A 20,828-nucleotide genomic window follows, 5' to 3' on the forward strand; every position below is an offset into this window, starting at 1 on the left:
TTGGCGCCGCAGCGGCGTCAAGAATGACGGGGATTTAGAACAAATCTTTCAGATCGTGGGTGTAAGCTTTCACCGCCTGTTCCCCCGCGCTCTTCATCTGCTGAATCACGCTGACCAACTTGCTGGCGTACTGGGGATCGGTGGCGTACCCGGCGCGCTGCAGCGCATGCGCCGCCTGCTCCGGGCTGCGCGCGGCGGCCACGTCGGCGTAGCGCGGGTTGTTGGTCAGCAGTTTGACGTAATCGGCGATCGCTTCGACGTACGACCCGTAAACGCGGAACTTCGCCTTCACCTTCTTCGCCGCGCCCTGTTCGAACTCGGTGGTGGTGATCTCCGTCACCGGCCCGCTCCAGCTGCCGCCGGCCTTGATGCCGAACAGGTTGTAGCTCGGCGTGCCGTCTGAGGTTGGGATCTCGCGCTGCCCCCAGCCGGATTCCAGCGCCGCCTGCGCGACGATCAGCTGATGCGGAATGCCGCTCTGCTGGCTGGCGACCTTCGCCGGTATCGACAGACGAGCGACGAAGTTGCCGTTGTTGAGCGACAGCGGCGCGGCGGCCGGCGGGGCTTTCGGCATCGCCCGGCGCACCATCTGCTCCAGCGCCTGGTTCGGCAGCGTTTGCAGCACCTCGTTGTCCAGCGCCATCGGCGACATGCCCGCAGTTTCGCTCGGCACCGCGTTGGCGTTGCTCATCTGCTTGACCATCATGTCGGCCAGCCCCAGCCCTTTTTGCGACATCTGCTGGGCGATTTGCTGATCGTACATCGAGGTATAGAGCCGCGTTTGATCGCTACTCAACACCCCGTCCTGCGGCAAGGCGGAACGCATGCTTTTCAGCATCATCTGCACGAACATGCCTTCCACCTGCTGGGCCACCTGCTTGAGGTTGCCCTGCGGGTCGGCCGCCGCGTCGCGCTTCAGGCCGTTCAGCGCCTGGGCGTCATAGGCCGCGCCCGACATCGCCATCAGATCGCCCGCCATCAGATGATTTCCAGCTTGGCGCGCAGGCAGCCGGCGCTCTGCATCGCCTGCAGGATCGACATCAGATCGATCGGCGTGGCGCCCAGCGCGTTCAGCGCGCGAATGACGTTGTTCAGGTTGGCGCTGGCGTTCACCTTCTGCAGCGACCCGCCCTGCTGTTGCACCGAGATCTGGGTGTTTGGCGTCACCACCGTCTGGCCGCCTCCGAACGGCGTCGTCGGTTGGCTGACGGTGTTCTGCCGATCGACCACCACCGACAGGTTGCCCTGAGCGACGGCGCAGGAATCGAGGATCACATCGCGGTTCATCACCACCGACCCGGTGCGCGAGTTGATGATCACTTTGGCGTCCATCGCGCCGACGTTGACGGTGATGTTTTGAATCTCCGCCAGGAAGCGCACCTGAGAGCTGTTGCCCTGCGGCACCAGCACCTGGATCGTACGGGCGTCGAGCGGCGTCGCGGTGCCGCCGCCGCGTTGGCGATTGATGGCGTCGCTGATCTGCTGCGCCAGCGTGAAGTCTTCGTCGTTCAGCTGCAGGTTGAGCACGCCGCCGCTGCCGAAGGTAGTCGGCAGTTCGCGCTCGATGGTGGCGCCGTTGCTGATGCGCCCGCCCGCCAGCTGGTTGACCTGCACGCTGCTGCCGCCGGCCGCCGCGCCCGCGCCGCCGACCAGCACGTTGCCCTGCGCCAGCGCATAGACCTGGTTATCCACGCCTTTCAGCGGCGTCATCAGCAAGGTGCCGCCGCGCAGGCTCTTGGCGTTACCCATTGATGAGACCACCACGTCGATGTTCTGCCCGGCGCGCGAGAACGGCGGCAGTTTGGCGGTCACCATCACCGCCGCCACGTTTTTCAGCTGCATGTTGGTGCCCGGCGGCACGGTGATGCCCAGCTGCGACAGCATGTTGCTCAGGCTTTGGGTGGTGAACGGCGTCTGCATGGTCTGGTCGCCGGAGCCGTCCAGCCCCACCACCAGGCCGTAGCCGATCAGGGCGTTGTCTCGCACGCCCTGCACCGTCACCAGATCGCGGATGCGCTCCGCCGCCGCCGGCAAGCACACCAGCCCGACGCACAGCGCGATAAACCATTTTTTCAGCATCAGTCAATCCTTAGAACGGTGAAACATTTAAGAAGAAGCGCTGCAGCCAGCCCATGGTCTGCGCTTCGTTGATATAGCCATTGCCGACGTATTCGATCCGCGCGTCCGCCACCTGCGTCGAGGTGACCGAGTTGTTGCCGCTGATGGTGCGCGGGTTGACGACGCCGGAGAAACGAATGAATTCGGTGCCCTGGTTGATGGCGATCTGCTTTTCCCCCACCACGTGCAGGTTGCCGTTGGCCAGCACCTGGTTGACCGTCACCGTAATGGTGCCGTTGAAGGTGTTGTTGGCGTTGGCGCCGCCCTTGCCGCCGAAGGTGCTGTCGCCGGAAATGTCCATATCGGCGCGCGCATTGCCCAACAGGCCGTCAAGGTAACGCGGCGAGGTGGCGACGCCGAACTTGCTGGCGCCGTTGCGGCTGGCATTGGCGGAGGAGCTCTTGCTGGCGCTGACGTTTTCCTGCAGCACGATGGTCAGGGTGTCGCCGACGTTGCGCGGACGGCGGTCTTCGAACAGCGGCTGATAGCCGTAGTTCATCGGCTGCACCGTCTGGAAGATCGAGCCGTTCGGCATCGGCGCGCTGGCCGGCGCGGGCTGCGCCGTGGTCGCACCGTCCACCAGCGGTTTATGCGGAATATAAGCGCAGCCGCTCAGCGTCAGCATCACCATTCCCGCCAGCCAGCGTTGTCCCTGCCGCGGCAGGATTGCCATCGAATATGTGGTTACCACGGGTATCGCCTTTGTTTCACGAAAGAGAATGACGGGCGCGGCAAGCCGGGCCCGTCAATGACAGATTACAGTTGCGTCAGCTTTTGCAGCATCTGATCGGAAGTCGATACCGCTTTGCTGTTGATCTCGTAAGCGCGCTGAGTCTGGATCATGTTGACCAGCTCTTCCGCCACGTTAACGTTGGAGGTCTCCACGTAGCCCTGATACAGCAGACCGGCGCCGTTGAGCCCCGGCGTGCTCTCGTTCGGCGCGCCCGAGCTTTCGGTTTCCTGATACAGGTTCTCGCCCACGCTCTCCAGACCGCTGTCGTTGACAAAGGTCGTCAGCGTCAATTGGCCCACCTGCTGGGCGGCGGTTTGCCCCTGCTGGGTGACGCTGACGATGCCATCGCGGCCGACGGTGATGGACAGCGCGTTCGCCGGAATGGTGATCGCCGGCTGCACCTGGAAACCGCTGGAAGTGACCAACTGGCCGTTCTGATCGATCTGGAACGAGCCGTCGCGCGTGTAGGCCTGGGTGCCGTCCGGCAACATCACCTGGAAGAACCCCTGCCCCTTGATGGCGACGTCTTTGCTGTTGTTGGTCTGCGACAGGTTGCCCTGGCTGTGCAGCCGCTCGGTCGCCACCGGACGCACGCCGGTGCCGATCTGCAGACCGGAAGGCAGCGTGGTCTGCTCGGAGGACTGCGCCCCCGGCTGACGCATGGTCTGGTACAGCAGATCTTCAAATACCGCACGCTGGCGTTTGAAGCCGTTGGTGCTGACGTTCGCCAGGTTGTTGGCGATCACGTCCATGTTGGTCTGCTGCGCGTCCAGACCGGTTTTGGCAATCCATAAGGATGGAATCATCGGTTATTTCCTTGCTGCTTAGCTCACTGAGAGCAGTGAGTTGGCACGCTGTTCGTTTTCATCCACGCTGTGGATGACCTTCATTTGCATTTCAAAACGGCGGGCGTTGGCGATCATGTCGACCATGGTCTCCATCGGCTTGACGTTGCTGCCTTCCAGCACCCCGGGCATCACCCGCACCTGCGGATCGTTTTGCAACTGATTGCCGCGCAGCTGTTGGGTTTCCGGCGTCAGGCGGAACAGCCCGTCGTCACCGCGCATCACTTCGCGCGCGTCGGCTTTCACCAGCTTCAGGCGGCCGATCTGCGCGATGGTGTTCGGCGGATCGCCGGCGTTCAGCGCCGAAATGGTGCCGTCGGCGGCGATGGTGATCTCCGCCGACGGCGGCACCTCGATCGGCCCCCCGTCGCCCATCACCGGCAGCCCCTGCACCGTCAACTGCCCGGTGGAGGAGATCTGGATGTTGCCGTTGCGGGTATAGGCTTCACCGCCGCCCGGCAGGCTCACCGCCAGGAAACCGTCCTGCTGCAGCGCCACATCCAGCGGGCGCGCCGTATAGTTCAGCGCCCCCTGGCTCATGTCGGCGCCCGGCGTCGACGCGGCCACCAATGTGCGCGTCGCCAGGCTCGGCCCGTCAACCGGCACCGCGCGCAGCGCGGCGAGCTGAGCGCGAAAGCCCGGCGTCGACGCGTTGGCCAGGTTGTTGGCGGTAATGGACTGCTGCTCCAGCGTTTGGCGAGCCGCGCCCATCGCGGTATAAATCGCGTGATCCATAACTCGACCCTATTAGCGCAGGCTAACCAACGTCTGCAGAATGGAGTCCTGCGTCTTGATGGTCTGGGCGTTGGACTGATAGTTACGCTGTGCGACGATCATGTTCACCAGCTCCTGGCTCAGATCGACGTTGGAAGACTCCAGCGCGCCGCTGGTCAGCTTGCCTAAGCCGCCGCCGCCCGCAAGACCGACGCGCGGCTGGCCGGACGCGCCGGTTTCCTGCCAAACGTTATCGCCCTGCGACGCCAGCCCTTCCGGGTTGGAGAAGTTAGCCATGACGATCTGGCCCAACAGCTGGGTTTGCTGGTTGGAGTAGACGCCCACGATGGTGCCGTCGTTGTTGATCTGATAGCCCGTGTATTCACCGGCGGCATAACCGTCCTGCGATACCTTGCTCACCGAGTCGCTGCTCACGTTCTGCTGCATGCTGCCGGCGAAGCTCAGGGTGAAGTTTTGCGCCGGCGCGCCGTCTTTGGCGGTCATCGGGATCACCATGCTGAACTCGCCCGGCGCGCCGTTGGTGCTGGTGGTTTTCACCAGGGTACCGCTGGTGCTGAACTCCATGGTGCCGGCGTTCACTGGCGCTGCGCTGCCGTCCTGGGTGTAGACCTGCCATTTATTGTCTTCGGTCTTCACGAAGTAAGCGTTGATGTTGTGCGCGTTACCCAGCGAGTCGTAGGCGGTGATGGTATTGGTATAGTTGTAGCTGTCCTGTTTGGTCGGATCGAAGGTCTTGTTTTCCGGCACCTTATGGGTCGACATCAGGTTGGCGACCATCTGGCCGGAAGTGGACGCTTTCGCGTTCATCATGCCTTCAGGAATGCTCAGCGGCACCGGGTTGGCGCCCTGCTGAATGGTCGGCGGGGAGCCGGCCGCCGGATAGCCGGTCAGCTGCAGACCCTGCATGTTGGTCAGATTGCGGTTCTCGTCCAGCTTGAACTGGCCGTTGCGGGTATAGAAGATGCCGCCGTCTTTATCCTGCATGCGGAAAAAGCCGTTGCCGTTGATGGCCACATCCAATGAACGGCTGGTGCCGGTGGTGGTGCCGCCCTTGAAGTTCTGGGTGATGCCGGACACTTTGACGCCCAGACCGACCTGTGAACCGGCGAACATGTCGGCAAAGGAGACGCTGCCGGATTTGAAGCCCGCCGTCGCGGAGTTGGCGATGTTGTTACCGATCACGTCCAGGTTGGTTGCTGCCGCGTTCAAGCCGCTGACTGCCTGAGAAAAGGCCATGTTATTCTCCGAATAGTGGTCAGGCTATCGTCCGATTGAGCCTGATGCTTAGGGTTATAAGATCTGTCGCACGTCTTCCAGGGTGGCGTTGCCCGCCAGACCGAGATCCAGCTTGGCGCCGTTGCCGTCGCGGATCACGCCGTTCACCAGGCCGAAGTGCAGGCTGCGCGCCACCAACTGCTCGCCGTTGCCTTTGGCGTTAATCGCCACTTTGTAGGCGCCGTCGGGCGCGGTGGAGCCGTCATCCAGCGAACCGTCCCAGGTGAAGGCATGCACGCCGGCGGTCAGACCGCCGATTTCGATGGTGCGCACCACCTGCCCGCTGGCGTTGGTGATGGTGGCGGTTACCTGATCGGCGGCGCGCTCCAGTTCCACGCCGAACGGCGTGGTGCTGACTTTGCCGTCCTTGCTGCCGACCAGAATGTTGCTGCCCGGCACCATCACGCCGTGGCCGATCAGCGCGGTGGCCTGCAGCGACTGATTGCTGTTGATCTGACCGGAGATCGACCCCAGCGTGGTGTTGAGTTTTTCGATGCCCTGAACGGTGTTGATCTGCGCCAGCTGCGAGGTCAGTTCGTTGTTCTGCATCGGATTGGTCGGGTCCTGGTTTTTCAACTGCGCCACCAGCAGCGTCAGGAAGCTGTTGTGCAGATCCTGGCTGTTGGTATTTTTGCTGTTGTTACCGATGACGGTATTGTCCAACGACTCGTTCGTGGTTGGGGCGATAGCCATGGGAACCTCCGGTTACTGACCCAGCGTCAGGGTTTTCATCATCATCGACTTGGTGGTGTTGAGCACCTCGACGTTGGCCTGATAGCTGCGGGAAGCGGAGATGGTGTTGACCATTTCCCCCACTACGTCGACGTTCGGCATGCGCACATACCCCTTGGCGTCCGCCAGCGGGTTGCCCGGCTGATACACCAGACGCTCGGGCGCCGGATCGTCCACCACCTGGGCAACGCGCACGCCGCCGGTCGGCTGTCCCGGCGCCGCTGCGACCTGGAACACCACCTGCTTGGCGCGGTAAGGTTCGCCGTCCGGGCCGGTCACGCTGTCGGCGTTGGCCATGTTGCTGGCGCTGACGTTCATGCGCTGGGATTGCGCCGATAACGCCGAGCCGGAGATATCAAAAATATTCAGTAAAGACATGCGCCTTATCCTTGTTGCAGTACGGACATCATCCCTTTGATCTGACCGTTGAGCAGCGTCAGGTCGGTCTGATATTTCAGGCTGTTATCGGCAAAGTTGGTGCGTTCGCGATCCATGTCCACCGTGTTGCCGTCCATCGACGGCTGATCCGGCACCCGGAACAGCAGATCGAGCTGCGGCGGCTGCAGGGTCTGCGCCGGGATATGGCGCGCCGCCGTCAGGTTGAGCGCCATGCCGTTGCCGCTGACGCGCCCCTGCTCCATCACTTTGTTCAATTGGCTGGCGAAATCGATATCCCGCGCCTGATAACCCGGTGTGTCTGCGTTGGCGATGTTGGCGGCCAGAATTTCCTGCCGCTGGGCGCGCAAGTTCAGCGCCTCTTGGCCAAAGCGCAGAGCCGCGTCCAGTTTGTCGAGCATGCTCCCTCCGCGAGGTTAGAATTTGGAGTCGACAGCATAAACGCCCCCCGCGCTACCCTATCGCGGGAATAAACGCAAAATGGGGCGCTATTTATCTGCTTAGCCTGCGCGCGCTGCGGGTACACTTACGCGTATCCCGATGAAGCTTGAGAAGATGACGATGAAAGGTAAAATGCTGCTGCTTATCGGCCTGCTGTGCAGTCTGAACGCGCGCGCCGACGATCTGGCGACGCAAATCGAAAGCTTCATCCAAGGCAAGTTCAGCGGCGAACCGGTACAGGTAAAAGTGCGGGTGCGCACGCCGCCGAACCAATGGCCCGCTTGCGAACTGCCGCAGCTGTCGCTGCCGCCCAACGCGCGGATCGGCGGCAACGTCAGCATTTCGGCGCGCTGTGGCCAGGAGCGGCGTTTTATCCAGACGCAGGTGCAGGTGTTCGGCCGCTATCTCGTTTCGGCGCGCGGCATCACCGCCGGCAGCCGGTTGACGGCGGCGGACCTGACGTTGAAAGAAGGTCGGCTCGATACCCTGCCGCCGCGCGCGCTGACCGAAGCGGGCAAAGCGTTAGGCGCCGTCAGCCTGCGCAACATCAGCCCCGGCCAGCCGCTGACCCTCGCCATGCTGCGCCGGGCCTGGATTATCAAGGCCGGGCAACCGGTGCAGGTCAATGCACAGGGCGAAGGATTCAGCATTAGCGGCGCGGGCAAGGCGATGAACAACGCCGCCGCCGAAGACAGCGTGCGCGTGCGCATGGCGTCCGGGCAAATCGTCAGTGGCGTGGTCGGGGACGACGGCGCGATTCGCATTACGTTATAAAAAAGTAAAGGTTCCGCAAACCTTGCCGATAAGACAAATCAAGCAGCATTTTATTGGCCATCAGGGCCGCAACACTTTCATTGCAGCGTCGTCGCCCGAGTGCGGTCACGGCGTAAACGGAGATGGACCATGAGTATCGATCGCACCCAGCGGTTACAGCCGGTTTCCACTGTGCAACCGCGTGAAACCCCGGCCGACAACCCGCTCCAGCCGCATAAGGCCGCCGTGGCCGAAACCGCCGTCAGCGGTACGCAGGTCAAACTGAGCGAGGCGCAGGCGCGCCTGATGCAGCCGGGCACCCAGGATATCGATATGGGCCGGGTCGAGGCCATCAAGCAGGCGATCCGCAACGGTGAACTGAAGATGGACGCCGGCAAAATCGCCGACGCACTGCTGCAAGACGCGCAGAGCGATGTTCAATGGATCGCCGGACGCGACTGACAACGCGGCGGCGGGTAGCGGTAAAGGATAAGTCATCACTATGGAAAAGCTGGCACAACTGCTGGACAAACTGTTGGAAACGCTGCAGGCGCTCAATGGCGTGCTGGAAGAAGAGCACGATCTGTTATGCTCCGGCCAGCTGCCGGGCGTGGCCTTGCAGCGCGTAACCGATGCCAAAAGCCAACTGCTGGCGACGGTCGCCTACCTCGAGCAACAGCGCCTGGGGCAGGAAAAAACCTGCGGGCAACGCGCGCCCTATGCCAGCCACGCTCCCCTGGCCGACCGTTGGCAGCGCGTTCAATTGCTGAGCCAAACGCTGCGCGAAAAGAACCAGCACAACGGCCTGCTGCTCAATCAGCAGATCGACCATAACGCTCAGGCGCTGGCCATCCTCAGCAAAAACAACAAATCGCTGTATGGCCCGGACGGCCAGTCGCACGCCGGCAGCCTGCTCGGCAGAAAAATCGGCGTCTGACCTGACTCATTTGCCCGGTGAGCCTATCACCGGGCATGCGTTAACCGACTTCTGCGCATCCCGTCACATTTTCACCCTATTACTCTTTGAATTCACTTAAGGCTTTGCGCCAGGCTGCGCATGGCGTGAATTTGGCTGTTTCTTTCCCTTTGGCCGCTTGTCACCCTGTGGTTATTTTTAAACCACTTGAAATATACCCTTAACGGGTATAGATTCGCAGGGAGAGCGAATGGTCGACATTTATCTCACCAAAACCTTTCAGGGTTTTGCCGCACGCGAGCGCATTAGCGACGCCACGATAGTGAAAGCGGCGCAAGAGATGCAACATCAGCTGTACGACGCCAATCTTGGCGGTTGCGTAGACAAAAAGCGCATCGCTCGGGCTGGTGCGGGCAAACGTGGCGGCTATCGGGTACTGATCGTTTTTCGCGATGAAGACCGCCTGTTTTTTATGCGCGGCTTTGCCAAAAGCGAGAGAGAAAACATCAGTGCGGATGAGTTACAGGGATTGAAACATCTGGCTGCGCTGTATCTGGATTATTCGCCATTCAGACTCTACCAGCTGGTCAACAACAGGGAGTTACGGAGGCTAAGCGATGAGTAAAATTCTTGCCGAGATCCACCAGGAAGTTCAGGGCCTGCACCGCGCCGGTTTCGTCGACGACGTGACCATGCGCACTTTCGACATGCTGTGCCTGCGGCCGGTGAAGCAGTTCGGGCCGGCCGAGATCCGCGCGTTGCGCGAACGGGAAAACGTCAGTCAGCCGGTGTTTGCGCTGTATCTCAACGTCAGCAAAAAGGCGGTGCAGAAATGGGAGCGCGGCGAAGCGCAACCGAACTCCGCCGCGATGAAACTGCTGACGCTGGTGGAACGCAACGGCCTGCAAATTCTGGCCTGATCTTACTGATAATTGACGATCACCTGATTGCCAATCACCCGCAGCGGCGGATTCAGCCCGCCTTGCGACTGCACGTAATAGACAAAACGCAATTCCGCATTGGCCGGCTCGCCCTGCAGACCGATGCTGCTGCCGCTGCCGCCGCCGAGCGGAATGCAGCGGTTTACCGTGCAGAGTTGGGCCTGCAGCCCCACGGGCTCCGGCCCCAGCAAACGGTAGCGCCAGCTGACGCTGGTGATGCGCGCATTGGCATCCGGCAGCGCGTTCGGCGGCCGCAAACCGGCGGATTCATCGCGCATCCCGCCCTGTTCCAGCGTGACCCCCGCCCCTTCAGCCACCCAGGAGCCGGACACCGCGCCGGCGGCTAGCGGCGCCAGCAAACACAACAAGGACAGACAGCGTTTCATCAGGCGGCTCCAATGGTCGAGGTCATGCGAATCTGGCGATCGTCGTTGATCTCCAGGTTGGACAGCACCACGAGCTGCGGCAGGCTGCGACGCAGGAAGCGCGCCAGTAAAGGACGCAGCGCATGGTTAACCAACAGCACCGGCGGCGCGCTGAGCATCTCTTGCCGTTGCAGCGCCTGACGCGCCTGCTCCAGCAGACGGTCAGCCAGCCCCGGCTCCAGACCGCCGCCGCCCTGCAACGCCTGCAACAACAGGCGCTCCAGCTGGGTATCCAAGCCGATAACCTGAATCTCGCCGTTGCCCGGGAACCACTGCTGCGTGATCGCCCGGCCCAGCGCCACCCGCACCACGGTGGTCAATTCGTAAGGATCGCTCTGCGCCGGGGCATGTTCCGCCAGCGTTTCGACGATGGTGCGCATATCGCGGATGGACACGCGCTCGGCGAGCAGATTTTGCAGCACCTTGTGCAGCGTCGTCAGTGACACCACGCCCGGCACGAAGTCTTCGGTCAGCTTCGGCATCTCCTGCGACACGCGATCCAACAGCTGTTGGGTCTCCTGGCGGCCGAACAGCTCGCTGGCGAACTGCCCTATCAGGTGATTGAGGTGCGTCGCCACCACGGTGCTGGCTTCCACCACGGTAAAGCCCTGGATTTGCGCCTGTTCGCGCAAGGCGCTGTCTATCCACACCGCTTCCAGCCCGAAGGCGGGATCGACGGTTTTGTCTCCCGCCAGCTCGCCCACGGCATTGCCGGGGTTGATCGCCAGCCAGCGGCCCGGCTGCGCTTCACCGCTGCCGATCTCGACGCCTTTCATCAGGATGCGATAGCTGGCTGGCGGCAGTTCCAGGTTGTCGCGAATGTGCACCACCGGCGGCAGATAACCCATGTCCTGGGCGAATTTCTTGCGGATCCCGCGGATACGCCCAAGCAGCTCGCCGTTCTGTTGAAAGTCGACCATCGGAATCAACCGGTAGCCCACTTCCATCCCCAGCGGATCTTCCAACTGCACGTCGGCCCAGCTGGCCTCGGCGGCCTGCGGATTCTCCGGCATCACCGGATCTTCCACCGTTTTCGGCGCCTGTTGTTCACGGCCGCGCAGCCACCAGGCGAGGCCCAGCAGAGCCGCGGTAAACAGCAGGAACACCAGGTTCGGCATGCCCGGCACCAGGCCCAGCAGGCCCAGCACCCCGGCACTCAGCAGCATCACGCGCGGATTGTTGAACAGCTGGCCCACCATCTGCTCGCCGACATCCTGATCGGTCGCGACGCGAGTGACGATGACACCGGCGGCGGTGGAGATCACCAATGCCGGGATCTGCGCCACCAGGCCGTCACCGATGGTCAGCAGCGTATAGCTTTCCGCCGCCGCCCCCAGTTCCATGCCGTGTTGCACCACGCCGACCAACAGGCCGCCGACCACGTTCAGCACCATGATCATCAGGCCGGCGATGGCGTCGCCGCGCACGAATTTACTGGCGCCGTCCATCGAGCCGTAAAAATCGGCCTCCTGGGTCACTTCGGCGCGGCGTTTCTTCGCTTCGTCTTCGCCAATCAATCCGGCGTTCAAATCGGCGTCGATCGCCATCTGTTTACCCGGCATGCCGTCCAGCACGAAGCGCGCGCCCACTTCGGCGATACGCCCTGCACCTTTGGTAATTACCATAAAGTTGATCAGCACCAGGATGATGAACACCACGATGCCGATGGCGAAGTTGCCGCCCACCAGGAAGTGGCCGAAGGCTTCCACCACGCGCCCGGCGGCGGCGGAACCGGTGTGGCCTTCCAGCAAGATGATGCGCGTCGAGGCGACGTTGAGCGACAAACGCAGCAATGTGGAGAACAGCAGGATGGTCGGGAAAGCGGCGAACTCGAGCGTACGCTGGGTGAACATCGCCACCAGCAGCACCATGATCGACAGCGCGATGTTGAAGGTAAACAGCAGGTCTAGGATAAACGCCGGCAGCGGCAACACCATCATCGACAAAATCAGCAGGATCAGCACCGGGCCGGCCAGCACCTGCCACTGCGTATCTTTAAAATTGCCCGGCAAACGAAGCAGGGAGGCCAAATTAGCCATCAGAGTCACTCTCTCTTGCAAAATCCAGTGCTTCCGGCACCGGTAAACGTTCAGGTTTTTTCGGGATCAGGCCACCCTCGCGCCGCCAGCGGCGCAGTTGGTACACCCAGGCCAGCACTTCGGCGACCGCGGCATACAGGGTGGCCGGAATGTGTTGTCCAATCTCGCTGTGCCGATACAGCGCGCGCGCCAGCGGCGGCGCCTCCAGCATCGGAATGCGGTGCTCCGCGCCGAGCTCGCGAATGCGCAAGGCGATTTCGCCGGCCCCCTTGGCCAGCACCTTCGGCGCACTCATTTTTTTGTCGTTGTACTGCAACGCGACGGCGTAGTGCGTCGGGTTGGTGACGATCACGTCCGCCTTGGGCACATCGGCCATCATGCGGCGCCGGGCGATTGCCCGCTGCTGCTGACGAATGCGCCCCTTGACGTGCGGGTCCCCTTCCTGATCCTTGAATTCGTCGCGAATATCCTGCTTGGTCATCTTCAGCTTTTTGAAGTGGCTCCACAGCTGATAGAACACGTCGAACGCCACCATCGGCGTCAGCCCCAGCACCACCAGAAAACCGCAGAACAGGATCATCTGCAGCGCATTGCCCAGCGCATCGAGCGGCTGCTGGGTCATCAGATGCAGCATCGCCGCCCAGTTGTGCCACAGATAAAGACCGGTGACCCAGCCGACCAACGTCGCTTTCAGGATCCCTTTCAGCAGCTCGGCCAACACCTGGCTGGAAAAGATGCGTTTCAACCCGGACAGAGGGTTTAGCCGCTTCATATCGAACTTGATCGACTTGCCGCTGAACAAGATGCCCCCCAACAGCATCGGCGCGGCGAGCGCTACCAGCACCAGCCCCGCCATGATCGGCAGCAGCGCCAGCACCGCCTGACGCAGCAACATGCCCAGTTGGCGAAGCATCTGCTTGTCGTTACTGACCATGCCGTGGTCAAAGTTCAGCCCTTGCGTGAGCATCGCCGCCAGCTGTTGCGCCATGTTGCTGCCGGACATCAGGATGATCGCCAGGCCCGAGAGCAGCATCAGTACCGAGGTCAGCTCGCGGGAGCGCGGGATCTGGCCGTCTTCACGCGCCTTCTCCAGCCTGTGGGGCGTGGGGGCCTCGCTTTTTTCCAGATCGCTGTCTTCAGCCACGAAACGCCGTTCCTGTGTCGGGAGGGTAAAGAATGGCGGTCAGCATGCCAAAAAATTGGCGATGTCATTGGCGGAACAACGGGGAAAAAGGCGGGTTATTTAGGGGATGAGACCAAAACTGCGTGGCTTGTTGTCGGGGCGCGCCGTCGCGCGCCCCGAAAGACCTCAGAAACCGAGGCTGTCGAGCAGATCGTCGACCTGCGCCTGGTTGGCGATCACGCCGACGCCGTTCTGGTCGAGTTGCGGGCCGTTCAGCAGGCTGTCGTTCGGCCGTTTTTCCTTCACCGGCTGCTCCGGCATGTTTTCCATCAGCACCATCAGCAGCTGCTTTTCGATCTCCTGCACCACGTCCATCATGCGCTTGATCACCTGACCGGTCAGATCCTGGAAGTCCTGCGCCATCATGATTTCCAGCAGCTGAGCGTTGGTGAAGGCCGTATGGCCCGGCACCTGATCCAGATACTGACGCGTGTCGTTGACCAGAGAACGCGCGTCGTCCAGTTCGATGGGATTGGCGAACCACTCGTCCCAGCGCCCTTTCAACGCGTTGGCGCCGGACTCCAGCTCCGCCTGGCGCGGTTGCGCCGCCTCCACGCAGTTCAACGCCCGTTCCGCCGCCTGCGCCGTCATGGTTACGACATAGTCAAGACGGTCGCGCGCATCCGGGATCGCCTCTGCCGCCTGGGCAATCGCCTGATCGAGCCCCAGTTCGCGCATGCTGTCGCGCAGCATTCGGGTCAGTTGGCCGATGCGGGAGATGATCTCTCCCGCGGTCGCTGCATCGCTGGCAGGCATTGGAATGTCTCTCATCGCCCTCTCCTTACATGCCCAATTTTTCAAAAATCTTGTTGAGCTTTTCTTCCAGCGTCGCCGCCGTAAAAGGTTTCACTACATAACCGCTGGCGCCGGCCTGCGCCGCCGCGATGATATTTTCTTTCTTGGCTTCCGCCGTCACCATCAGCACCGGCATCGCGGCCAGCGCGCTATCGGCGCGGATGGTCTGCAACAGTTCGAGCCCGTCCATGTTCGGCATGTTCCAGTCGGACACCACGAAGTCGAAACCGCCGGCGCGCAGCTTGTTCAGCGCATCTGCGCCATCTTCAGCTTCTTCGACGTTGTTGAAGCCCAGCTCTTTCAGCAAATTTCTGACGATGCGGCGCATGGTGGAGAAGTCGTCCACAACCAGAAATCTGAGGTTCTTGTCTGCCATTGTTACTCCTGAAATAGTTAACCGTTTAATGATGCAAAACCGCAGGCCGCCGCGCGGCGACCGTAGGTCATATCGCCGCCGGGCAAACCCTGCGGACTGAAATCAAATGCGCAATGCCTGGCCGCCGGAAATCTGCGCCAGCATGCGCTGGCTCATCCTGTCCAACTCGACCACTTCGCTGACGCCGCCGCCGGCGATCGCCTCGCGTGGCATGCCGAACACCACACAGCTCGCCTCGTTCTGCGCCAGGGTATAGGCCCCGGCGCGGTGCATCTCCAGCATCCCCGCCGCCCCGTCGTTCCCCATGCCGGTGAGGATCACCCCCACCGCATTGCGGCCGGCATATTGCGCTACCGAGCGGAACAGCACGTCGACCGACGGACGATGGCGGTTGACCGCCGGGCCGTCATGCAGCTTCACCTGATAGTTGGCGCCGCTGCGCGCCAGCTCCAGGTGGCGATCCCCCGGGGCGATGTAAGCATGGCCCGGCAGTACGCGCTCGCCGTCCTCCGCTTCTTTCACCGTGATCTGGCACAGCTTGTTCAGCCGTTCGGCGAACGAACGGGTGAACCCCGGCGGCATGTGCTGGGTGATCAGCAGCGCCGGACTGGTGGCCGGCAGCGGCTGTAGCACCTGGCGGATCGCTTCGGTGCCGCCGGTGGAAGCACCGATGGCGATCAGTTTTTCACTGCTCAGCAGCGGCGCATGGCTGAGGATCGCCGGCGCCGGGCTGCTGGATCGCTGCGGCAGGCGCGCTCTGGCGGCGGTGCGGATCTTCTCGGCGATCAGTTCGCTGTAGGCCAACATGCCCTCGCGAATGCCGAGCTGCGGTTTGGTAACGAAATCCACCGCGCCCAGCTCCAGCGCTCGCAGCGTGATCTCCGAGCCTTTACCGGTCAGCGAAGAAACCATCACTACCGGCATCGGCCGCAGGCGCATCAGCTTCTCGAGGAAATCCAGCCCGTCCATGCGTGGCATCTCGACGTCCAGCGTCAGCACCTGAGGATTAAATTTTTTGATCAGATCGCGCGCCACCAGCGGATCCGGCGCGGTCGCCACCATTTCCATGTCGGGGTGGCCGTTCACGATTTCCGTCATCAGCTGACGCATCAGTGCCGAATCGTCTACGCATAACACTCTGATTTTACTCATTACCTCTCCTTGGTCAGCCCATACACGGTCTGCCCACGCAAGTAGAAATCCCGGCTGATCTGGCTGAAGTTCTCGGAGTGGCCGGCGAACATCAGCCCCCCCGGCTTAAGCAAGGGAACGAAGCGGCGCAGGATGCGCTCCTGCGTCGCCTTATCGAAATAGATCATGACGTTGCGGCAAAAAATGGCGTCAAATTGCCCCGGCAGCGCCCATTCCGGCGCCAGCAGGTTCAACGGCTGGAAGTTCACCCGCGCCGCCAGTTCCGGCCGCACGCGCACCAGCCCCTGATGCGGCCCGGTGCCGCGCAGAAAATAGCGCTGCATTTGGGTCGGCGTCAGGGTGCGCAGATCTTCCTGGCGGTAAACGCCCGCTTCCGCTTTTTCCAACACCTGCGTGTCGATGTCGCTGGCCCAGACCTGGCAACTGCCGGCCCGCTGCCCCAGGGCATCGCTCAGCGTGATGGCGATCGAATACGGCTCTTCGCCGGTCGAGGCCGCAGTGCTCCAGACGCTGTAGCCGTTCGGCCGCGAGCGCGCATGCTCCGCCAGGATCGGGAAGTGATGCGCCTCGCGGAAAAATGCCGTCAGGTTGGTGGTCAATGCGTTGATGAACGCCTGCCACTCCGCGCTGTTCGGATCGCTTTCCAGCAGCGCCAGATAGTCGCCGAAATCGTGCAATCCCAGCAGCCGCAACCGGCGCACCAGGCGGTTGTAAACCATCTCGCGCTTATGCTCCGCCAGCACGATGCCGGCGCGTTGATAAATCAACTGGCTGATACGGCGAAAATGCACGTCCGACAGCGGCAGGCGCTGCACCATTTGCGTCAACATCGACGCAGTATCCCGGTTAGAAGTTGACGGTGCCTGTTTCATGCCGCCTCACCGGAGAAAAACGTGCTGTTTATGCGGTTTAACAATCTTGGGCTTCCTTTACCACGGGTGAAACTGCGTTGTTGCTGTTACCTGGCGCGACGACGTTATCGTCCGCCAGACGGAATACCGCGACCGCGTCGGCCAGGGTAATGGCCTGCTCTTCCAGCGCGGTGGCGGCAGAAGCGGACTCTTCCACCAGCGCAGCGTTCTGCTGGGTAACCTGGTCCATCTGGGTCACCGCCTGCGTCACCTGTTCGATGCCGCGGCTTTGTTCATCCGAAGCCGACGCGATCTCGCCCATGATGTCGGTCACGCGAGTTACCGAACGCACAATGTCCTGCATGGTGGCGCCGGAGTTTTCCACCAGCACCGAGCCGTGTTTGACGCGGCTGACCGATTCGTCGATCAGCACCTTGATCTCTTTCGCCGCCTGAGCGCTGCGGCTCGCCAGGTTGCGCACTTCACCGGCGACCACCGCGAAACCCCGCCCCTGTTCGCCGGCGCGCGCCGCTTCCACCGCCGCATTGAGCGCCAGAATGTTGGTCTGGAAGGCGATGCCGTCGATCACGCTGGTGATGGCGCCGATTTTCTGCGAACTGTTGGCAATATCGTGCATGGTGGTGACCACGTCACCGGCCAGTTCGCCGCCCTTGGCCGCGGTGGCCGAGGCGTCACGCGCTAGCTGAGACGCCTGCCGCGCATTGTCGGCGTTCTGTTTCACCGTCGCGGTCAGCTGTTCCATGCTGGCGGCGGTTTCTTCCAGCGACGCGGCCTGCTGCTCGGTGCGGGAAGAGAGATCGTTGTTGCCTTCGGCGATCTCCTGCAGGCCGATCAGAATCGACTCCGCCCCGTCGCGCACCGCGCCGACGGTGCCGATCAGCGACTGCTGCGTTCGTTGCAGGCTGGCGAACAGCATGCTGATTTCATTACGGCCGTACACCTGAATCGGCGTCGCCAGATCGCCGGCGGCGATGCGTTCAAAGTGGCTGCGGATTTGGTTCAGCGGCTGTATCAGCATGGTGCGCAACCACCACATGGCGCTGCCGGTCACCACGATCAGCATCAATACCGCCCCCGCCAACATCAGGCCCGCCAGCGTGAAGGAGAACTGATTAGCGTCTCTGGCCTCGCTGATGTCACCGTTCACCAACTGCAGGTACTGCACGAAGTCGGCCTCGAACAGGTCCTGGGTTTTCTGCGTCGGCTGATCCATAAACGCCTGCAGCTCGCCCTTTTCCAGGAAACCGATCAGCTCGCGCAGCGCGCCGCGCAGCCGCTCGTAGCTGGCCTTGGTGGTGGCCGTCTGCTGGTTCTGCTGTTCACTGCTGCGTTCAACCGCCATAAACTGATTGAAATAGAGATCGGCCTTCTGCAGCGAACTGCGGGCGTTGCTCATCAGCTCGTTCACCTGCTCCTGCGGCAGTTTCAGCGCCGCGCGGGTGCCGGCGCGGTTCAGCGTATTGCGCGCCTGCAACAGCGACACCCAGCTCAGGCTGAGCGAATCGCGCTGCTGGCTGCCGAGGGTGATGATGTCGAGGTTGTGGTTATCGGAGCGAAACGCGGAATACGACAGGCCGCTGCTGGCCAACTGCAGAATGCAGAAGGTCATCAACAACAGGAATAAGCTGGTAGAGATACGGATTCGGTTAAACACTTGAACCTCCTTGCAGCCGGCCGGCGACCGGCCTACGTAGGGAAAAGGGCCTCTGCGAGAGAGGCCCGATACCGGTCAGAACGTTTCCCAGTTATCCTGCAGATCGCTGGCGTTCATTTTCTTATGATTGATTACCGGTGTTACCGTCGCCTTGCTGGTGACAGGCGCTTTAAATTCTTCCTGGCCTTCCTGCCTCAGACGGAATACCGCTACCGACTGGGTCAGCATGCTGGCCTGTTCTTCCAGCGCCGCCGCCGCCGAGGCGGATTCTTCCACCAACGAGGCGTTCTGCTGGGTGACGCGGTCCATTTCCGCCACCGCCTGGCCAACCTGATCGATGCCGCGGCTCTGCTCGTCCGACGCCGAGGCGATTTCGCCCATGATGTCGGTCACGCGGGTGACGGCGTTGACGATGTCGCCCATGGTTTCCCCGGCGCTCTCGACCAGCACGGAACCCATATCGACGCGGCTGACCGAATCTTCGATCAGGCCTTTGATCTCTTTCGCCGCCTGTGCGCTGCGCTGCGCCAGGTTACGCACTTCACCGGCCACCACCGCGAAGCCACGGCCCTGCTCGCCGGCGCGCGCCGCTTCCACCGCGGCGTTCAGCGCCAGGATGTTAGTCTGGAAGGCAATGCCGTCGATCACGCCGGTGATATCGGCGATCTTCTGCGAGCTGCCGGCGATGTCATGCATGGTCTGCACCACGTTAGCCACGACCTTGCCGCCTTTCTGCGCGGTTTCAGAGGCGCTCAGCGCCAGTTGCGAAGCCTGACGCGCGTTTTCGGCGTTCTGTTTCACCGTCGCGGTCAGCTGTTCCATGCTGGCGGCGGTCTCTTCCAGCGACGCGGCCTGCTGCTCGGTGCGGGAAGAGAGATCGTTGTTGCCCGCGGCGATTTCGGACGCGCCGCTGTAGATGGCGTCTGCGCCCTGGCGCACGCCGCTGACGGTTTCAATCAGTTCGCCTTGCATGTGTTTCAGGCTGGCCGCCAGCACGCCCATTTCGTTGCGGCTGTTGACGACGATCTGCTGAGTCAGGTCGCCGGCGGCGATCTGTTTGATGTGCTCGATCATGCGGTTCAGCGGGCGTACCAGGATGTGATGGATACCGGTCCAGACCAGTACGATCACCGCCAGCACCACCACCAGGATCACGATCAGCGTCCAGATGGCCGAGTTGTATGAGCTGTTGCTGCCGTCGACCGCGATTTGGTACAGCTTGCCGTTTTGCTCCAGGTAAACGTTGTAGCTCTGCTCAAAGTTGTCCTGGTAACTCTGCGTAGGTTGATCGAAGAACGCGTTGATTTTGCCTTCGCCCAGCAGTTGGATCAGCTCGGAGAGCGCGCCGTACAGCACATCGTACTGATGCTTGAGGCGTTCCGCCGCCTGAGGATCCTGACGCGGGTCCTGAGGGATTTTCTCGTACGCGGCATAGTGTCTTTCCGCTTCGCCCAGCTCTTCCTTCGCCTTGGCCAGCAGTTCATCAATGGTGGCGCCGCTGCCGATCTTGTTGGTATCCATCATGTAGCGAATACCGGCACGGTTCAGGGAGTTGCGCGCCTGCAGCAGGTCAACGCGGCTTTCGCTCAGCTGCAGCTGCTGCTGACGAATAGTTTGCAGGACGGTAAAGTTTTCCTTATCGCTTTTCAGCGAGGAGAAAAAGAGTCCGCCCGAAATCAACTGCAAGGCGCCAAACAGCACCAACACCAGCAACAGGCTGGTGACCACCTTCATACGATTTAACATGATTTCCCTTGTTGAAGCCCGCGCAGACAGGCTCTGATGACGTTGAATGTGAGAGTTATCGGCGCAGCGCGGCAAAACTTTATGCGGGAAAGTAACTATTTTTAGTGGGGGTTCCGGGCGCGGCGGGCGGCATCGCGACAGGTCAGGGAACGTGAAGGTTGAAGGGGGCAGCGCCCTGCCCCCTTGAGTCTTGGATCAGACGCTTTTCGCCACGCTGTCGACCAGCGACATCTCTTCGCTGCTCAGCAGCTTTTCGATATCCACCAGGATCAACATGCGCTCGCCCAGCGAACCGAGGCCGGTGAGGTATTCGGTCGCCAGAGTCACCGCGAACTCCGGCGCCGGACGGATCTGCTCGGCGGTCAATGACAGCACGTCGGAGACGCCGTCAACCACGATGCCCACCACGCGCTGGCCAAAGTTCAACACGATCACCACGGTGTTCTCATCGTAGGAAACGCTCTGCTGGGAGAATTTCACCCGCAGATCGATGATGGGAACAATCACGCCGCGCAGGTTGGTGACGCCCTTGATGAACGCCGGGGTGTTGGCGATGCGGGTCACCTGATCGTAGCCGCGAATTTCCTGCACCTTGAGGATGTCGATGCCGTACTCCTCGTTGCCCAGGGTAAAAATCAGAAACTCTTGCCCTACCGTTTCGCCAGCCAATTTGCTGACGGCTGCCAATCCTGCCATATCAT

24 protein-coding genes are annotated in these 20,828 nt (G+C 61.8%); 5 read left to right on the forward strand and 19 right to left on the reverse strand.

The genetic code is table 11. From position 1 onward, the window contains the following. Positions 1–34 precede the first annotated feature (34 nt). From flgJ to flgB, 9 genes are all read right to left on the reverse strand, one after another. The gene (gene flgJ / locus ACP3TA_RS20635) at positions 35–979 is read right to left on the reverse strand and encodes a flagellar assembly peptidoglycan hydrolase FlgJ (protein WP_033643520.1); all 945 of its coding nucleotides are present in this window, start codon (positions 977–979) and stop codon (positions 35–37) included. Beyond that, positions 979–2,079 carry a flagellar basal body P-ring protein FlgI gene (locus ACP3TA_RS20640; RefSeq protein WP_004934816.1) on the reverse strand — a complete coding sequence of 367 codons (1,101 nt, stop codon included), beginning with the start codon at positions 2,077–2,079 and terminating at the stop codon, positions 979–981. Before ACP3TA_RS20640 ends, flgJ begins: the two co-directional genes overlap by 1 nt. A gap of 10 nt (positions 2,080–2,089) precedes the next feature. Further along, entirely contained in the window at positions 2,090–2,791 is a 702-nt protein-coding gene (gene flgH, locus ACP3TA_RS20645; protein WP_004934817.1) for a flagellar basal body L-ring protein FlgH, read from the reverse strand. A gap of 83 nt (positions 2,792–2,874) precedes the next feature. After that, positions 2,875–3,657, reverse strand: coding sequence for a flagellar basal-body rod protein FlgG (gene flgG / locus ACP3TA_RS20650; RefSeq protein ID WP_004934819.1), 783 nt, complete (start codon positions 3,655–3,657; stop codon positions 2,875–2,877). 18 nt (positions 3,658–3,675) lie between these two features. Further along, a complete protein-coding gene (locus ACP3TA_RS20655) occupies positions 3,676–4,431 on the reverse strand; it encodes a flagellar basal body rod protein FlgF (RefSeq protein WP_033643521.1) in 756 nt (251 codons plus the stop codon). A 12-nt stretch (positions 4,432–4,443) separates the two neighbouring features. Next, entirely contained in the window at positions 4,444–5,667 is a 1,224-nt protein-coding gene (gene flgE, locus ACP3TA_RS20660; RefSeq protein WP_033643522.1) for a flagellar hook protein FlgE, read from the reverse strand. A gap of 54 nt (positions 5,668–5,721) precedes the next feature. Then, positions 5,722–6,399 carry a flagellar hook assembly protein FlgD gene (gene flgD / locus ACP3TA_RS20665; RefSeq protein ID WP_033643523.1) on the reverse strand — a complete coding sequence of 226 codons (678 nt, stop codon included), beginning with the start codon at positions 6,397–6,399 and terminating at the stop codon, positions 5,722–5,724. Positions 6,400–6,411: 12 nt separating this feature from the next. Then, complete coding sequence (gene flgC, locus ACP3TA_RS20670; protein ID WP_004934826.1) at positions 6,412–6,816, reverse strand: flagellar basal body rod protein FlgC; 405 nt, start codon at positions 6,814–6,816, stop codon at positions 6,412–6,414. 5 nt (positions 6,817–6,821) lie between these two features. Next, a complete protein-coding gene (gene flgB, locus ACP3TA_RS20675) occupies positions 6,822–7,235 on the reverse strand; it encodes a flagellar basal body rod protein FlgB (RefSeq protein WP_033643526.1) in 414 nt (137 codons plus the stop codon). Between the two features lie 160 nt (positions 7,236–7,395). Here flgB and flgA point away from each other — a divergent pair, with 160 nt between their 5' ends. The 5 genes from flgA to ACP3TA_RS20700 all read left to right on the forward strand — a co-directional run bounded on the left by flgA (position 7,396) and on the right by ACP3TA_RS20700 (position 9,864). Beyond that, a complete protein-coding gene (flgA, locus tag ACP3TA_RS20680) occupies positions 7,396–8,049 on the forward strand; it encodes a flagellar basal body P-ring formation chaperone FlgA (RefSeq protein ID WP_033650864.1) in 654 nt (217 codons plus the stop codon). 129 nt (positions 8,050–8,178) lie between these two features. After that, positions 8,179–8,490, forward strand: a complete 312-nt coding sequence (flgM, locus tag ACP3TA_RS20685) for a flagellar biosynthesis anti-sigma factor FlgM (protein WP_426784416.1) — start codon at positions 8,179–8,181, stop codon at positions 8,488–8,490. 40 nt (positions 8,491–8,530) lie between these two features. Further along, a complete protein-coding gene (locus ACP3TA_RS20690; protein ID WP_033650863.1) occupies positions 8,531–8,965 on the forward strand; it encodes a flagella synthesis protein FlgN in 435 nt (144 codons plus the stop codon). A gap of 229 nt (positions 8,966–9,194) precedes the next feature. After that, positions 9,195–9,569: a type II toxin-antitoxin system RelE/ParE family toxin gene (locus tag ACP3TA_RS20695; RefSeq protein ID WP_047574752.1), complete on the forward strand. Its 375-nt coding sequence runs from the start codon at positions 9,195–9,197 to the stop codon at positions 9,567–9,569. Continuing rightward, positions 9,562–9,864, forward strand: a complete 303-nt coding sequence (locus tag ACP3TA_RS20700; protein WP_015378258.1) for a helix-turn-helix domain-containing protein — start codon at positions 9,562–9,564, stop codon at positions 9,862–9,864. The genes ACP3TA_RS20695 and ACP3TA_RS20700 overlap by 8 nt, the downstream gene beginning before the upstream one ends. A 2-nt stretch (positions 9,865–9,866) precedes the next feature. Here ACP3TA_RS20700 and ACP3TA_RS20705 read toward each other — a convergent pair whose 3' ends face one another. The 10 genes from ACP3TA_RS20705 to cheW all read right to left on the reverse strand — a co-directional run bounded on the left by ACP3TA_RS20705 (position 9,867) and on the right by cheW (position 20,823). Then, complete coding sequence (locus ACP3TA_RS20705; protein ID WP_033643530.1) at positions 9,867–10,271, reverse strand: flagellar protein FlhE; 405 nt, start codon at positions 10,269–10,271, stop codon at positions 9,867–9,869. Beyond that, positions 10,271–12,349 (reverse strand): flagellar biosynthesis protein FlhA, encoded by a 2,079-nt coding sequence (gene flhA / locus ACP3TA_RS20710; protein ID WP_033643531.1) that lies wholly within the window; start codon positions 12,347–12,349, stop codon positions 10,271–10,273. The genes ACP3TA_RS20705 and flhA overlap by 1 nt, the downstream gene beginning before the upstream one ends. Then, complete coding sequence (gene flhB, locus ACP3TA_RS20715; protein WP_033640021.1) at positions 12,342–13,493, reverse strand: flagellar biosynthesis protein FlhB; 1,152 nt, start codon at positions 13,491–13,493, stop codon at positions 12,342–12,344. Before flhB ends, flhA begins: the two co-directional genes overlap by 8 nt. Before the next feature lie 165 nt (positions 13,494–13,658). Then, a complete protein-coding gene (gene cheZ / locus ACP3TA_RS20720; protein WP_004934858.1) occupies positions 13,659–14,303 on the reverse strand; it encodes a protein phosphatase CheZ in 645 nt (214 codons plus the stop codon). 10 nt (positions 14,304–14,313) lie between these two features. After that, on the reverse strand, positions 14,314–14,703 hold the full coding sequence (gene cheY / locus ACP3TA_RS20725) for a chemotaxis response regulator CheY (protein ID WP_004934862.1): 390 nt from the start codon (positions 14,701–14,703) through the stop codon (positions 14,314–14,316). Positions 14,704–14,805: 102 nt separating this feature from the next. After that, positions 14,806–15,855 carry a protein-glutamate methylesterase/protein-glutamine glutaminase gene (locus tag ACP3TA_RS20730; RefSeq protein ID WP_033643532.1) on the reverse strand — a complete coding sequence of 350 codons (1,050 nt, stop codon included), beginning with the start codon at positions 15,853–15,855 and terminating at the stop codon, positions 14,806–14,808. Then, a complete protein-coding gene (cheR, locus tag ACP3TA_RS20735) occupies positions 15,855–16,727 on the reverse strand; it encodes a protein-glutamate O-methyltransferase CheR (RefSeq protein WP_025159837.1) in 873 nt (290 codons plus the stop codon). Before cheR ends, ACP3TA_RS20730 begins: the two co-directional genes overlap by 1 nt. A gap of 37 nt (positions 16,728–16,764) precedes the next feature. Then, positions 16,765–18,381 carry a methyl-accepting chemotaxis protein gene (locus ACP3TA_RS20740; RefSeq protein ID WP_033650861.1) on the reverse strand — a complete coding sequence of 539 codons (1,617 nt, stop codon included), beginning with the start codon at positions 18,379–18,381 and terminating at the stop codon, positions 16,765–16,767. 75 nt (positions 18,382–18,456) lie between these two features. Continuing rightward, positions 18,457–20,127 carry a methyl-accepting chemotaxis protein gene (tsr, locus tag ACP3TA_RS20745; RefSeq protein WP_033643534.1) on the reverse strand — a complete coding sequence of 557 codons (1,671 nt, stop codon included), beginning with the start codon at positions 20,125–20,127 and terminating at the stop codon, positions 18,457–18,459. A gap of 195 nt (positions 20,128–20,322) precedes the next feature. After that, a complete protein-coding gene (cheW, locus tag ACP3TA_RS20750; RefSeq protein ID WP_025303271.1) occupies positions 20,323–20,823 on the reverse strand; it encodes a chemotaxis protein CheW in 501 nt (166 codons plus the stop codon). Positions 20,824–20,828: the final 5 nt, after the last annotated feature.

The organism is Serratia sp. 2C06, assembly GCF_050037615.1.
Lineage (GTDB): Bacteria > Pseudomonadota > Gammaproteobacteria > Enterobacterales > Enterobacteriaceae > Serratia > Serratia ureilytica.

Excerpts from the sequence above, each read along its gene's own strand:
- ACP3TA_RS20730 (WP_033643532.1), bottom strand. The coding sequence starts at position 15,855 with ATGAGTAAAATCAGAGTGTTATGCGTAGACGATTCGGCACTGATGCGT.
- ACP3TA_RS20690 (WP_033650863.1), top strand. The coding sequence starts at position 8,531 with ATGGAAAAGCTGGCACAACTGCTGGACAAACTGTTGGAAACGCTGCAG.
- flgM (WP_426784416.1), top strand. The coding sequence starts at position 8,179 with ATGAGTATCGATCGCACCCAGCGGTTACAGCCGGTTTCCACTGTGCAA.
- flgB (WP_033643526.1), bottom strand. The coding sequence starts at position 7,235 with ATGCTCGACAAACTGGACGCGGCTCTGCGCTTTGGCCAAGAGGCGCTG.
- cheR (WP_025159837.1), bottom strand. The coding sequence starts at position 16,727 with ATGAAACAGGCACCGTCAACTTCTAACCGGGATACTGCGTCGATGTTG.
- flgA (WP_033650864.1), top strand. The coding sequence starts at position 7,396 with ATGAAAGGTAAAATGCTGCTGCTTATCGGCCTGCTGTGCAGTCTGAAC.
- flgH (WP_004934817.1), bottom strand. The coding sequence starts at position 2,791 with ATGGCAATCCTGCCGCGGCAGGGACAACGCTGGCTGGCGGGAATGGTG.
- ACP3TA_RS20655 (WP_033643521.1), bottom strand. The coding sequence starts at position 4,431 with ATGGATCACGCGATTTATACCGCGATGGGCGCGGCTCGCCAAACGCTG.
- ACP3TA_RS20695 (WP_047574752.1), top strand. The coding sequence starts at position 9,195 with ATGGTCGACATTTATCTCACCAAAACCTTTCAGGGTTTTGCCGCACGC.
- flgG (WP_004934819.1), bottom strand. The coding sequence starts at position 3,657 with ATGATTCCATCCTTATGGATTGCCAAAACCGGTCTGGACGCGCAGCAG.
- cheZ (WP_004934858.1), bottom strand. The coding sequence starts at position 14,303 with ATGAGAGACATTCCAATGCCTGCCAGCGATGCAGCGACCGCGGGAGAG.
- ACP3TA_RS20705 (WP_033643530.1), bottom strand. The coding sequence starts at position 10,271 with ATGAAACGCTGTCTGTCCTTGTTGTGTTTGCTGGCGCCGCTAGCCGCC.
- flgJ (WP_033643520.1), bottom strand. The coding sequence starts at position 979 with ATGGCGGGCGATCTGATGGCGATGTCGGGCGCGGCCTATGACGCCCAG.
- cheY (WP_004934862.1), bottom strand. The coding sequence starts at position 14,703 with ATGGCAGACAAGAACCTCAGATTTCTGGTTGTGGACGACTTCTCCACC.
- tsr (WP_033643534.1), bottom strand. The coding sequence starts at position 20,127 with ATGTTAAATCGTATGAAGGTGGTCACCAGCCTGTTGCTGGTGTTGGTG.
- flhA (WP_033643531.1), bottom strand. The coding sequence starts at position 12,349 with ATGGCTAATTTGGCCTCCCTGCTTCGTTTGCCGGGCAATTTTAAAGAT.
- cheW (WP_025303271.1), bottom strand. The coding sequence starts at position 20,823 with ATGGCAGGATTGGCAGCCGTCAGCAAATTGGCTGGCGAAACGGTAGGG.
- ACP3TA_RS20700 (WP_015378258.1), top strand. The coding sequence starts at position 9,562 with ATGAGTAAAATTCTTGCCGAGATCCACCAGGAAGTTCAGGGCCTGCAC.
- ACP3TA_RS20640 (WP_004934816.1), bottom strand. The coding sequence starts at position 2,079 with ATGCTGAAAAAATGGTTTATCGCGCTGTGCGTCGGGCTGGTGTGCTTG.
- flgC (WP_004934826.1), bottom strand. The coding sequence starts at position 6,816 with ATGTCTTTACTGAATATTTTTGATATCTCCGGCTCGGCGTTATCGGCG.
- flgE (WP_033643522.1), bottom strand. The coding sequence starts at position 5,667 with ATGGCCTTTTCTCAGGCAGTCAGCGGCTTGAACGCGGCAGCAACCAAC.
- flgD (WP_033643523.1), bottom strand. The coding sequence starts at position 6,399 with ATGGCTATCGCCCCAACCACGAACGAGTCGTTGGACAATACCGTCATC.